The sequence below is a fragment of the Pseudomonas sp. H1_G08 genome (genome assembly GCF_054681355.1).
Genome location: NZ_CP162822.1, coordinates 2,419,869 through 2,432,106, shown reverse-complemented (window position 1 = coordinate 2,432,106; position 12,238 = coordinate 2,419,869). Strand labels below are relative to the sequence as shown.

11 protein-coding genes are annotated in these 12,238 nt (G+C 61.0%); 4 read left to right on the top strand and 7 right to left on the bottom strand.

Annotation, left to right across the window (positions count from 1 at the left end):
- Positions 1-137: 137 nt before the first annotated feature.
- Positions 138-569, bottom strand: a complete 432-nt coding sequence (locus AB4N85_RS10950; RefSeq protein WP_071172808.1) for a nuclear transport factor 2 family protein — start codon at positions 567-569, stop codon at positions 138-140.
- Positions 570-1,098: 529 nt separating this feature from the next.
- Here AB4N85_RS10950 and mqo point away from each other — a divergent pair.
- Positions 1,099-2,745, top strand: coding sequence for a malate dehydrogenase (quinone) (mqo, locus tag AB4N85_RS10945; RefSeq protein ID WP_041480875.1), 1,647 nt, complete (start codon positions 1,099-1,101; stop codon positions 2,743-2,745).
- Positions 2,746-2,842: 97 nt separating this feature from the next.
- Here mqo and AB4N85_RS10940 read toward each other — a convergent pair whose 3' ends face one another.
- On the bottom strand, positions 2,843-3,271 hold the full coding sequence (locus tag AB4N85_RS10940; protein ID WP_252867810.1) for a nuclear transport factor 2 family protein: 429 nt from the start codon (positions 3,269-3,271) through the stop codon (positions 2,843-2,845).
- Between the two features lie 440 nt (positions 3,272-3,711).
- Between AB4N85_RS10940 and AB4N85_RS10935 the strand changes: the two genes are divergently transcribed.
- Complete coding sequence (locus AB4N85_RS10935) at positions 3,712-4,521, top strand: OBAP family protein (protein WP_435406327.1); 810 nt, start codon at positions 3,712-3,714, stop codon at positions 4,519-4,521.
- Positions 4,522-4,654: 133 nt separating this feature from the next.
- On the opposite strand, the gene AB4N85_RS10930 is transcribed toward AB4N85_RS10935, so the two are convergent.
- The gene (locus tag AB4N85_RS10930) at positions 4,655-5,425 is read right to left on the bottom strand and encodes an alpha/beta hydrolase (protein ID WP_460068026.1); all 771 of its coding nucleotides are present in this window, start codon (positions 5,423-5,425) and stop codon (positions 4,655-4,657) included.
- 111 nt (positions 5,426-5,536) lie between these two features.
- Between AB4N85_RS10930 and AB4N85_RS10925 the strand changes: the two genes are divergently transcribed.
- A complete protein-coding gene (locus AB4N85_RS10925; protein WP_460068024.1) occupies positions 5,537-6,496 on the top strand; it encodes an aldo/keto reductase in 960 nt (319 codons plus the stop codon).
- 6 nt (positions 6,497-6,502) lie between these two features.
- Here the strand turns inward: AB4N85_RS10925 and AB4N85_RS10920 are convergent, their stop codons facing one another.
- A complete protein-coding gene (locus AB4N85_RS10920) occupies positions 6,503-7,396 on the bottom strand; it encodes a LysR family transcriptional regulator (RefSeq protein ID WP_056789167.1) in 894 nt (297 codons plus the stop codon).
- 96 nt (positions 7,397-7,492) lie between these two features.
- On the opposite strand from AB4N85_RS10920, the gene AB4N85_RS10915 reads away from it, so the two are divergent.
- Entirely contained in the window at positions 7,493-7,969 is a 477-nt protein-coding gene (locus AB4N85_RS10915; protein ID WP_150635016.1) for a (R)-mandelonitrile lyase, read from the top strand.
- A 324-nt stretch (positions 7,970-8,293) separates the two neighbouring features.
- On the opposite strand, the gene paoC is transcribed toward AB4N85_RS10915, so the two are convergent.
- From paoC to paoA, 3 genes are read right to left on the bottom strand one after another with little or no spacing between them, the layout of a single operon-like run.
- Positions 8,294-10,492: an aldehyde oxidoreductase molybdenum-binding subunit PaoC gene (gene paoC / locus AB4N85_RS10910; RefSeq protein WP_460068020.1), complete on the bottom strand. Its 2,199-nt coding sequence runs from the start codon at positions 10,490-10,492 to the stop codon at positions 8,294-8,296.
- Positions 10,489-11,445, bottom strand: coding sequence for an FAD binding domain-containing protein (locus AB4N85_RS10905; protein WP_460068018.1), 957 nt, complete (start codon positions 11,443-11,445; stop codon positions 10,489-10,491). The genes paoC and AB4N85_RS10905 overlap by 4 nt, the downstream gene beginning before the upstream one ends.
- Entirely contained in the window at positions 11,442-12,065 is a 624-nt protein-coding gene (paoA, locus tag AB4N85_RS10900; RefSeq protein WP_041480864.1) for an aldehyde dehydrogenase iron-sulfur subunit PaoA, read from the bottom strand. Before paoA ends, AB4N85_RS10905 begins: the two co-directional genes overlap by 4 nt.
- Positions 12,066-12,238 lie beyond the last annotated feature (173 nt).

Here is a 12,238-nt window from a genome sequence, read left to right as displayed (position 1 = left end):
TATCGCTGGCAAGCCAGCTCCCACAGGGTCTGATGTTGTGAATGCAACGGTGTGTACACCATCATCCACTGTGGGAGCGGGCTTGCCCGCGATGAGGCCAGCTCGGGCAACACTGAATCAGGCCTATGTGCCCTTAATCAAAACCTGAACGCCTGTCGTCCCACCAACAACCATTTCCCACCCTGTTTCTGCCAGATCTGGAAATTTTCGATCTCGGTCGGAATCACCTCAGTCCCCTTCAACGCCTGGGCGGAGAAGTGGTGGCGCACCAATGCGGTATCGCCGGACATCGTGATGGTCTGCTTCTGCATCTCCAGGGTCTTGAATGCGCTGCGGCCGGTTTCGATGTCGGCGATGAATTCCTGCTTGTCCTGAATCTTGCCGCTGGAGTGGCCGTAGGTCAGGTTCGGCGCGGTCAGAGCGTTCAACTCGGCGATGTCTTTATGCAGCATCGCCTGAGTCAGGTGATCAACTGCTTGGGCGACTTCTCTTTCCGCCGGGGCAGGGGCGGCCATGGCGCAGGCGCTGAAGGCGCAGAAGAAACCGATGAGTAGGCGGGATTTGGTCATGTTGTTTCCTTGTTGTTATTGGGTTGGGATGACTGGCTTTGTTCGTCAGTCATCATACAACTTAGCAGGTTATTTTCTGCATGAACAACGAGCCGTTGGCGCTGATTTATCAAGTTGCGATGCGTATCGCGCAAAAAACTTTGCAGGCCAATGCCTAATCGCAGTCATGTTTGGTTGCCGATGGCCGATAAGTCTCTGAGCGGAAAAAGACTTTCAAGTCGGGAACAGACGCGCGGGTTCGCCCTGACGTGATATTCTCCGCGCCAAATTTGCTTTGACTTAATTCGGTTGGCTGGCCTTTCGGGCGGGCCGACGGGATCCCTGTCGCTCAAGCAGCTGAAGCCAATAACGATAAGAAGTCAGTTCAGAAGGGACATTAACTGAGGTCGATGCCACATGTCGGCCTTGTGTGCCCACCCGTCAATATTGAAGTGTGCCGGATTGCGCGACGCCAGCCTGAGCGTCAGCAAAGCGCAACGCAGACTGATAACAACGACGGGCGGAAGGCGTTTTATCATAGGTGCAACAGATGTTTAAGAAAGTGAACACAGCCTTGCTCGGTCTGGCTTTGGCGATGGGGATGTCGTCTGCCAATGCTGCCGAAGCCAAGAAAGTTGATGTCCTGCTGATCGGCGGCGGCATCATGAGCACCACCCTGGGTGTGTGGATCAATGAGCTGGAACCGACCTGGTCGATGGAAATGGTCGAGCGCCTCGATGGCGTCGCCCTGGAAAGCTCCAACGGCTGGAACAACGCCGGTACCGGTCACTCCGCCCTCGCCGAGCTGAACTACACCCCGGAAGACGACAAGGGCAACGTGACGATCCCGAAAGCTGTCGAGATCAACGAAGCGTTTCAGGTTTCCCGTCAGTTCTGGGCGTGGCAGGTTCAGCAGGGCGTGCTGAAGAACCCTCGTTCGTTCATCAACACCACTCCGCACATGAGCTTCGTGTGGGGCGATGACAACATCAAGTTCCTGAAAAAGCGCTACGAAGCGCTGCAGGCGAGCCCGCTGTTCGCTGGCATGCAGTATTCCGAAGATCCGGCTGTGATCAAGAAGTGGGTACCGCTGATGATGGAAGGGCGTGACCCGAACCAGAAAATCGCGGCCACCTGGAGCCCGCTGGGTACGGACATGAACTTCGGCGAAATCACCCGCCAGTTCGCCGCTCACCTGCAAACCAAACCCAACTTCGATCTGAAACTGTCGAGCGAAGTTGAAGACATCACCAAGAACGCCGATGGCACCTGGCGTGTGAGCTACAAAAACCTCAAGGACGGTACCAAGACCGAAACCGACGCCAAGTTCGTGTTCATCGGCGCTGGCGGCGGTGCTCTGCACCTGCTGCAGAAGTCGGGCATTCCTGAAGCCAAGGAATACGCAGGCTTCCCGGTTGGCGGCTCGTTCCTGGTGACCGAGAACCCGACGATTGCCGAGCAGCACCTGGCCAAGGCCTACGGCAAGGCTTCGGTTGGCGCGCCACCGATGTCCGTTCCGCACCTGGACACCCGTGTCCTGGACGGCAAGCGCGTCATTCTGTTTGGCCCGTTCGCGACCTTCAGCACCAAGTTCCTCAAGGAAGGTTCGTACTTCGACCTGCTGACCAGTACCACCACCCACAACATCTGGCCAATGACCAAGGTCGGCATCAAGGAATACCCGCTGGTCGAGTACCTTGCCGGTCAGTTGATGCTGTCGGATGAAGACCGTCTGAACGCGCTGAAGGAATACTTCCCGAACGCCAAAGCCGAAGACTGGCGCCTGTGGCAAGCCGGCCAGCGCGTGCAAATCATCAAGCGTGATGAAGCCGCTGGCGGCGTGCTGAAACTGGGCACCGAGATCGTTGCTTCGCAAGACGGCTCGATCGCTGGCCTGCTGGGCGCATCGCCAGGCGCGTCGACTGCTGCACCGATCATGCTGAGCGTGCTGCAGAAAGTCTTCAAAGACAAAGTCGCAACCCCTGAGTGGCAGACCAAGCTGCACCAGATCGTGCCGAGCTACGGCACCCAGCTGAACAGCGATCCGGCCAAAGTGGCTGCTGAGTGGGCTTACACCGCGAAAATCCTCGAACTGCCGACGCCTCCAGCGATCGGTCAGGTAGCTGCTCCGGCGGCACCTGCGGCTGACAAAGCCGTAGCGCCGAAGGAAAACGCTGCACGTGACATGGCTCTGTAACCAGAACCCTGACACACAAAACCCACTGAACCGGCGACGGTCAGTGGGTTTTTTTATACGCCGGACCTGTAGGAGCTGACGAGTGCATTCGGTAGGGTCAGGCTTTCGCGTTCGCCAGGTAGGCCCCCAGGCGCCGACCCATTTCTTCGCCCAGTGCTTGCAACCCGCTCAGCGGCCGCACCATCACTTCGAATTCGACGATCATGCCGTGTTCATCGAAGCGAATCATGTCGATGCCTTTGAGTTCCTTGCTGCCGACCCTGGCGCTGAATTCGAGAATCACATTCAGGCCATCCGCCGTCGCCAATTCGCGGTGATAGGCGAAATCTTCGAAGACTTCAAACACGGTGTTGAGGATCATCGCCACCACCGGCGCGCCGGGGTAGGGCGTGTGCGCCATGGGCGAGCGGAACACAGCTTGCGGATCGAGCAGTTCAGGCAGGGCTTTGAGATTGCCGCTGCGGATCATCTCGTGCCAGCGCTCAAGGGACGCGGCGACGTTGGGCTGCAAGGCGAGGTCGGGCATGGTCACTCCGGTTTTTTATTGTTGTCGGTCGGCAATGACTGTAGATCAACCGCGCCGAAAGTGAATCCCCAAGTCTCAGCCTGAATACCGCTTCATGCCCGAAGCGGATCAGATGCGCATCTGATCCGTATTTTTCTGTTTCATCTGCCTCTGTATTCAGTACAGCCACAGGCTCAGAATGCCCCGGCAGTGCGGCCAATCACCCTCCGACCTCATTCCGAAGCGTCCGGTGCACCGCACACCCCGCATCAAGGAGCGCGACATGTACAAGATGGCAATTTTTCTCGGCGGTTTTCTGACCTTGACCATTCTGATCGGCGTGCTGGCGACGATCTCCCCAGTCTGATCCGCGCGCATTTTTTCGAACTCCGCCGTTCTCCTGCTTTCAGTTGCAGAACAGGGCCAGCATGCGCCCGTTACTGAAGTTCGAGGAGTGAAACATGCGTACGACAACCTCGCAGGGACGTTGGGTTCCCATTGGTTTGATGGTCGCCGCGCTGACTGGCTGCGCGATGAGCAACACCGAGTCACCGGTGCAGACACCGGGTCAGGCCAAGGCCTCCGATACTGAAATGCTCGAAGTCGGCGCGCAGTGGTTGCAGGACAAACCGCCGATCCGCGCGTTGAACATGTACCTTGATGGCTTTCATTTTTACAACGGTCATCCCGGCGCGCAGATGGAAGCGCACCATTACTGCTCGGCGCTCAATGAGGAAGTGTTCCAGTGCGTGATCTACGACGGCAACACGGCTGAAGCGAAGTTGATGGGCGTGGAATACATCATCAGTCAGCGTCTGTTTACGCAATTGCCGGCAAAAGAAAAAGCCTTGTGGCACAGCCATGCCCACGAAGTGACTTCCGGCCAGTTGGTCGCGCCGGGCATCCCGCAAGTGGCGGAAAAGCGACTGATGGAAAAACTCGCCAATACTTATGGCAAGACTTGGCACACTTGGCACACCGATCAGGACAAGCAACTGCCGCTGGGCGTGCCACAGTTGATGATGGGCTTTACCGCTGACGGTCAGGCCGATGCACAAATGGTCCGCCAGCGCGATCAGCGCCTGGGCATCGACAGTGCCGAGAAGAAGACCGCTCGCGCCGGGATCAAACCGGCGCCTGTCGCAACGGGGGCTGATGCGTGGCAGAAGGGTAATGTCATCCAGCTCAACGATCCGACCGGCCATCAACACGTCATGCCGCGCCCGGCTACCTCTGGCGATGAAAATGCCCGGAGCGGCAGTCAGCCTTAGCTTTGGACAGTAGCTGGAAATGGTGTTGTCTGTACCGGCGTCATCGCGAGCAGGCTCACTCCTACATTTGAAATGCGTTCCCCCTGTAGGAGTGAGCCTGCTCGCGATGGCGTCCGTCTGATCGCTACATCCTTCAGCGATTCAACACATCCACAATCCACTGCAAATATTGCTCGCGCTCGGAAATCGAGTTATGCCCCGAGTCCGGCACCACCTTCAGCGTCGCCACGCCCGCAGGAAAACGCTCGAACAGCCGCTGCGTACTGCTGCGCCCAATCACTTCGTCATCACTGGCCGCCAAGAGCAACGTCGGTGCGCGAATATGCGCCGCGTATTTGCCTGATTCGAAACGATCCTTGAGCAACCACTTCACCGGCATCCACGGGTATTGCCGTTCGGCGATTTCCTCGAGGCTGTTGAACGGCGTCACCAGGATCAGATTCTGCACCGGCCGCTGACTGGCCAGGCGCACCGCCACCCCCGAACCGAGGCTGCGTCCGATGACTGCAATCTGCGGGTGGCTGGCATAGACCTGATCGAACAGCGCCAGCGCATCTTCGGCAATCGCGGCTTCCGATGGCGAGCCGGTGCTGCCACCAAAGCCCCGGTAATGCAGGAAATACAGCGCGTAGTCGGGAAACGCCTCGGCGAATTCCGGCAGATTTCGCGAGACGTCCTCGGCATTGCCGCCGAAATAGATCAGCGCCCGCGTTCCGCTGCGCTCTCGGTCAGTCACCCAGACCTCGGCATCCGGCATCGACAGTTTCAATCGCGAATCCGCTGCAACCACGGCGGCAGGCTGGGGAAACCAGATCAGCGAGCGCTGAAACACGAACAGCGCGGCGCACAGCACCAGGTACACGGCAACGATGAAAACGACGAGTGACATCAGGGTTCGGGACATTCGGCTACTTTTAACGGGGTGAGAGGTTGGCTGTGGCAGTGTAGTTCAGCGCCTGCGCCTGACAGCCTGCGCACACACCATGCAACAGATCCGCGCAGCAGGAGGACACGCATGCGCCACACTGAGGGTTATTCCCGCCGCCGCTTGCTCACCCTGGCTGCCCAGGCTGCGGCGCTGTTCACCATTGATCGGGCGTTGGCCAGCAGCGTAGCGCCGACCGCCACTGCGCCGCACACGGCAGGAGACCAGACCATGCAGACCCGCGCCATCCCTTCCAGCTCCGAGGCACTGCCCATGGTCGGGTTGGGCACCTATCGCGGTTTCGACGTCGCGCCGGGCGATCCGGTTTACCGGCAGTTGCCCGCCGTCCTCGAAGCGCTGTTCAGAAAGGGCGGCACGCTGATCGACAGCTCGCCCATGTATGGCCGCGCCGAGCAGACCACCGGTGAACTGCTGTCGATCCACGAACCGCGCTCACCGGCGTTTCTCGCCACCAAGGTGTGGACGCGCGGGCGCAAGGAGGGCATCGCGCAGATGGAGCAGTCCTTCAGTCTGCTGCAAACCGAGCGCATCGACCTGATGCAGATTCACAACCTGCTCGACTGGCAAACCCACTTGCCGACCCTGCGCGAATGGCAGGAGCAGGGGCGGATTCGCTACATCGGCATCACCCATTACACCTCGTCGGCCTATGACGAGGTCGAGGCCGTGCTGAAAGCCGAAAGGCTGGATTTTCTGCAGATCAACTACGCCCTCGATGATCGCGCGGTCGAGAAACGCATCCTGCCGCTGTGCCGCGAGCGTGGCGTGGCAGTGATTTGTAATCGGCCGTTTGGCGGCGGTGATCTGCTCGCCCGGCTCAAAGGCAAGCCGCTGCCGGCCTGGGTCTCGGATGTACAGGTCAACAGCTGGCCGAAACTGGCACTGAAATTTCTCCTGGCGCACCCGGCGGTGACCTGTGTGATTCCGGGGACCAGCAATCCGCGCTACATGGCTGACAACGCCGGAGCCGGTTTTGGGCCGATGCTGACCGATGCGCAGCGGCATCAGTTGATTGCGTTGCTGGGCTGAGCCGGGTCAACCGCGATAGCGCAACGCCTCCAGCAACAACGCAAACGCCGGCGCTGCCTGGCGTCGGCTCGGGTAGTACAGGTGATAACCGGAAAATGCCGGGCACCAGTCTCCCAGCACCTGGACCAGGCGACCGTCCGCCAGAAACGGCGCAACGACGTTTTCCGGGATGTAGCTCAAACCGAAACCGTCCAGCGCGGCGTCGAGCAATGGGTACACGCCATTCAGGGTGACCTGGCCGGAGACGCGCACTTTGAGGCTTTCACCATCCTTTTCGAACTCCCACGAATACAGTCCGCCATTGGTTGGCAGGCGCAGGTTGTTACAGGCGTGGTCGGTCAGGTCGCGCGGGGTTTGCGGCGCAGGGCGCCGGGCGAAGTAGGCGGGTGAGCCGACCACCGCCATGCGCATGTCCGGACCGATACGGGTGGCGATCATGCCTTGGGCGACGTCTTCGCCCAGGCGCACACCGGCATCGAAGCCTTGGCCGGCGATGTCGACGAAGCCATAGTCACAGCAAACCTCGACGGACACATCCGGGTACTGCGGCAGGAAATCCTGCAACACCGGACGCAGGATCCAGTTCAGCGAATGGTCGGTGGCGCTGATGCGGATCTTTCCCGCCGGGGTTTCGCGCAGGTTGCTCAGGGCGGCCAGTTCCACTTCGATTTCGTCGAAGCGCGGGCCGATGGTTTGCAGCAAGTGTTCGCCGGCCTCGGTCGGCGACACGCTGCGCGTGGTGCGGGTCAGCAGGCGCAGGCCGAGTCGCGCCTCGAGACTGCGAATGGTGTGGCTGAGCGCCGATTGCGACACGCCGAGTTTGGCTGCGGCCTTGGTGAAACTGCGCTCACGGGCGACGGCGAGAAAGGCGAGCAGGTCGGTGGCGTTTTCCCGGAGCATTGATGATCGTCCTGCATAAGTTTTTTCGGATTCTAGTCGATTATCCAAAGAGTGCGGATCGCTACAGTGGTTGCATCATCTATTGGAGGAAATGCCATGAACCCGATTGCTGCTTCTGCACTGACGCTCTCGCTGCTGGCTGGCGAGGTGCAGGCCACCGAAAATCCCCGTGTCACGGTCACACCGAATGGCTCGCAACCGTCGGCCAAAGGCCCGGCTGACTGGTTTACCGGCACGGTGCGGGTGGATGCGCCGTTCAAAGGTACCGACGAGGCGCGGGTCAGTGGCGCGACCGTAACGTTTGAGCCTGGCGCGCGAACGGCGTGGCATACCCATCCGCTGGGGCAGACATTGATCGTCACCTCGGGGGCAGGGTTTGTGCAGGAGTGGGGGCAGCCAGTGCGGGAAATCCGGCCGGGCGATACCGTGTGGATTGCTCCGGGCGCCAAGCATTGGCACGGCGCAGCACCGACGACGGCGATGAGTCATATCGCGATTGCCGAAGTGCTGGATGGCAAGGTGGTGGACTGGATGGAGCAGGTCGGTGATGAGCAATATCCGAAGACCGAGTGAAACCGTTCCCCTCACCCCAGCCCTCTCCCGAGGGAGAGGGAGCCGATTGGGGGATGCTCGAGACGTTCGGCATTCTGCAAACGTGGTGGTGAATCCACTCGACCCCTAGCACCCCATGCAGGTGCGCTAACAGCATGCGACTCACCCCAGGCGTCTCCCGGGGGAGTGGGAGCCGACCGAGGTGTCTTGCGATGTGCATCGACCTGAACTTGCCGTTGCGATTATGGATACACAGAAAGACTTTCACGTCGCTGCACATCCTGAATATACCCGGATCGGTCCCCTCTCCCTTTGGGAGAGGGCTAGGGTGAGGGGCTTTTCGCTTCAGATCATCTCCGGCAACGAATCAAGAATCTTGTCCAGCGTAATCGGATACTCCCGCACCCTCGCGCCAGTGGCGTTGTAGATCGCATTCGCCACCGCCGCACTCACGCCGCAAATCCCCAGTTCACCCACGCCTTTGGCCTTCATCGGCGATGAAATCGGGTCGGTTTCTTCGAGGAAGATCACTTCCTGATGCGGTATGTCGGCGTGCACCGGCACCTCATACCCGGCGAGGTCATGGTTGACGAAAAAGCCCAGGCGCTTGTCCACCGCCAGTTCTTCCATCAATGCCGCGCCGACGCCCATGGTCATCGCGCCGATGACCTGACTGCGCGCCGACGTCGGGTTGAGGATCCGCCCCGCAGCGCACACCGCCAACATGCGCCGTACGCGAACTTCGCCAGTGGCAGCATCGACGGCGACTTCGACGAAATGCGCGCCGAAGGTCGATTGCTGATACTTCTCGGCCAGATCACCGAACTCGATGCTGTCCTCGCCGACCAGTGCGCCGCCTTCAGCCGCGTTGCGCAGCGGCAGGCTTTTGCCGCCGACGCGCACCTGACCATCGGCGAACTCCGCCTGATCCGCCGCCAGTCCCAGCTTCTGCGCCACCGCTTCACGCAGTTTCACACAGGCGGCATAGACGCCGGAGGTCGAGCAGTTCCCACCAAACTGACCGCCAGAACCAGCCGAAACCGGGAAGTCCGAATCACCCAGACGCACGACTACATCATCGAGACCAACGCCCATCATCTCGGCAGCGGTCTGCGCGATGATCGTGTAGCTGCCGGTGCCGATATCGGTCATGTCGGTTTCGACAACGACTTTGCCGCCACGCTCCAGGCGCACACGGGCTCCGGACTTGACCAGCAGGTTGTTGCGAAACGCCGCCGCCACGCCCATGCCGATCAGCCAACGGCCTTCACGACGGCTGCCCGGTTGCGCCTTGCGCTGATCCCAGCCGAATTTCTCCGCGCCGATCTGCAGGCATTTGACCAGTTGACGCTGGGAGAACGGCCGCTCGGTTTTCACCGGGTCGACTTGAGTGTCGTTAGCGATGCGGAACAGCACCGGGTCCATCTTCAGCTGTTCGGCCATTTCGTCCATGGCAATTTCCAGCACCATCAGCCCCGGCGCTTCACCCGGCGCGCGCATGGCGTTGCCTTCAGGCAGGTCGAGCGGGGCGAGGCGCATGCTGACGCGGCGGTTTTCTGCGGCATAGAGCAACTGGCTCGGTTGCGCGGCCAGTTCGACCTTGCCGTCAGCAAGGTTGCCTGACCAGCCTTCATGGGCGATGGCGGTCAGCTTGCCGTCCGCCGTTGCGCCCATGCGGATGCGCTGAATCGTAGCCGGGCGATGGGTAGTGTTGTTGGCCATCTGCGGGCGGGCGAGGGCGACTTTCACCGGCCGCCCCGCCATGCGCGCGCCGAGAGCGGCGAGGATTACGTCGGCGCGAATAAACAGCTTGCCGCCGAAACCACCGCCGATGTACGGCGAGATCAAGCGGACTTTTTCCTTCGGCAGGCCGAGGGTTTTCGCAATGTCACCGACACTCCAGGCGACCATCTGGTTCGACGTCCACACGGTCAGTTGATCGCCTTTCCACGCGGCCAGTGTGGCGTGCGGTTCCATCATCGCGTGGGACTGGTCTGGCGTGGTGTAGGTCTGATCGAACTGCACCGGCGCGGCGGTGAAGGCCTTGTCGAAGTCGCCGTGATTGACGTCGGGCAACTCGTCTTTCGGCTCGACGCCGAGGTCTTTGACGCTGGCCAGATCGAACTTGCCTTCGCTGGTCTCGTAATCGACCCTGACCAATTGCGCGGCGGCGCGCGCCTGTTCGAAGGTCTCGGCAACCACCAATGCAACGGCTTGCTGGTAATGCTGCACTTCGGGACCAGCGAGCAGATGCGCAGCGTTGTAATCACCCTTGTCGAGCTTGCCGGCGTTCTCGGCAGTAACGATCGCCAGCACGCCGGGCGCCGCTTTGGCCTCGCCCAGATGAATGGCTTTGATCCGGCCTTTGGCGATCGCCGAATCGACCATGAAGCCGTAGGCCTGATTGGCCGCCGCTTCATGTTGTTCGTAGGCGTAAGTGGCCTGGCCGCTGGTTTTCAGCGGGCCTTCGACGCGCTCAGTGGGCTGGCCGACGACCTTCAGGCGGTCGATGGGATTGGTGGTGGCGGGCGTGTCGAATTTCATGCGGTTTCCCTCGCTTGCGCCAACACCGAAGCCAGCGTGCGCTCGACCAGTGTCAGTTTGAATTGGTTGTCATCGGTGGGCGTCGCGCCTTCAAGCAGGCGTTCGCTGACTGCTTTGGCACCCTTGGGCAGCAACGCTTCAGCGGCTTCGACCCGCCACGGTTTCGGCGCAATGCCGCCGACGGCGACGCGGCCGGTGCCGTCCTTTTGCAGGATCAGACCGACCGAGACCAGGGCAAACGCGTAAGACGAGCGATCCCGCACCTTGTGATAAATGTGCGTGCCGCCAACCGGCGCCGGCAGGGTCACGGCGGTAATGAATTCGCCGGGCGTGAGGCTGGTTTCGATGTGCGGCGTGCTGCCCGGCAACTGATGGAAATCGGCCATGGCAATGCTGCGCGTGCTGCCGTCAGGCTTGACCGTTTCGATCTGCGCATCCAGCGCGCGCATGGCGATGGCCATGTCGCTCGGGTGGGTGGCGATGCAAGCGTCGCTGACGCCGATGATCCCCAACTGCCGGGTGACCCCGCCGATCGCCGCGCAGCCGCTGCCCGGATTGCGTTTGTTGCACGCCTGGTGGGTGTCGTAGAAGTACGGGCAGCGGGTGCGTTGCAGCAGGTTGCCGGCGGTGGTCGCCATGTTGCGCAACTGCCCGGAAGCCCCGGCGAGCAAGGCGCGGGAGAGCAGGGCGTAGTCCTTGCGCACGCGCGCGTCGGCGGCCAAATCGGTGTTGCGCACCAGCGCGCCGATGCGCAGTCCGCCTTCGGGTGTTGCTTCGATCTGGTCCAGGCCGAGGTGGTTGATATCGATCAGGTGCACCGGGGTTTCGATGTCGAGTTTCATCAGGTCAAGCAGGTTGGTGCCGCCGGCGATGAACTTGGCGCCCTCGACTTGCGCAGCCTGGGAAGCGGCTGCGGCAGGTGAGTCGGCGCGGCTGTAATTGAAGGCTCTCATGCCGGCACCTCCGCGACTTCAGTGATGGCTTCGATGATGTTCGAGTAAGCGCCACAGCGGCAGATATTGCCGCTCATTCGCTCTTGCAGTTCGGCGGCGATCAGCTTCGGCGGCTCGGTCAGGCTCGGGCTGACGTGGCTGGGAATGCCGTCGCGGATTTCTTTGAGCACAGCGACCGCCGAGCAGATCTGCCCAGGGGTGCAATAGCCGCACTGGTAACCGTCGTGCTTGATGAAGGCGGCCTGCATCGGGTGCAGCTTGTCCGGCATGCCGAGGCCTTCGATGGTGGTCACCTCACTGCCGTCGTGCATCACCGCCAGGGTCAGGCAGGAGTTGATCCGCCGACCGTCGGCGATCACCGTGCAGGCGCCGCACTGGCCGTGATCGCAGCCTTTCTTGGTGCCGGTCAGGTGCAGGTGTTCGCGCAGGGCGTCGAGCAGGGTAGTGCGGGTGTCGACTTCGAGGGTTTGCGGTTTACCGTTGACTTGCAGGGTAACTTGACTCATGGCCGGTTGCTCCAGACTGGCCGCGTAGGCCTTGAGGCTGATAAAGGGGGGCATAGCGAACGCCGTCGCGGTTACGGCGCCGAGGATCATGAAGTTGCGTCGGGAAATCGGCATGGTTCGATTCCTTGTCTCTCATCGGGCGGCAGGATTGCAAAAGGCCCAAACGGGCGCGCCGGCATGCATGCCAGTCTCGTAAAAGGAGTGACCGCAGCGGGAGGGAAAAGGTTTTGTCGGATTTGCGCTAAAGAGTTATGTGCTGAACTCATCAATTGGCCTGTGGGAGCGAG

Coding starts and splice junctions, on each gene's coding strand:
- AB4N85_RS10915 (WP_150635016.1), top strand. CDS start 7,493: ATGAACCCGATTGCTGCTTCTGCACTGACGCTCTCGCTGCTGGCTGGC.
- paoA (WP_041480864.1), bottom strand. CDS start 12,065: ATGCCGATTTCCCGACGCAACTTCATGATCCTCGGCGCCGTAACCGCG.
- AB4N85_RS10940 (WP_252867810.1), bottom strand. CDS start 3,271: ATGCCCGACCTCGCCTTGCAGCCCAACGTCGCCGCGTCCCTTGAGCGC.
- mqo (WP_041480875.1), top strand. CDS start 1,099: ATGTTTAAGAAAGTGAACACAGCCTTGCTCGGTCTGGCTTTGGCGATG.
- AB4N85_RS10935 (WP_435406327.1), top strand. CDS start 3,712: ATGCGTACGACAACCTCGCAGGGACGTTGGGTTCCCATTGGTTTGATG.
- AB4N85_RS10925 (WP_460068024.1), top strand. CDS start 5,537: ATGCGCCACACTGAGGGTTATTCCCGCCGCCGCTTGCTCACCCTGGCT.
- AB4N85_RS10930 (WP_460068026.1), bottom strand. CDS start 5,425: ATGTCCCGAACCCTGATGTCACTCGTCGTTTTCATCGTTGCCGTGTAC.
- AB4N85_RS10905 (WP_460068018.1), bottom strand. CDS start 11,445: ATGAGAGCCTTCAATTACAGCCGCGCCGACTCACCTGCCGCAGCCGCT.
- paoC (WP_460068020.1), bottom strand. CDS start 10,492: ATGAAATTCGACACGCCCGCCACCACCAATCCCATCGACCGCCTGAAG.
- AB4N85_RS10920 (WP_056789167.1), bottom strand. CDS start 7,396: ATGCTCCGGGAAAACGCCACCGACCTGCTCGCCTTTCTCGCCGTCGCC.
- AB4N85_RS10950 (WP_071172808.1), bottom strand. CDS start 569: ATGACCAAATCCCGCCTACTCATCGGTTTCTTCTGCGCCTTCAGCGCC.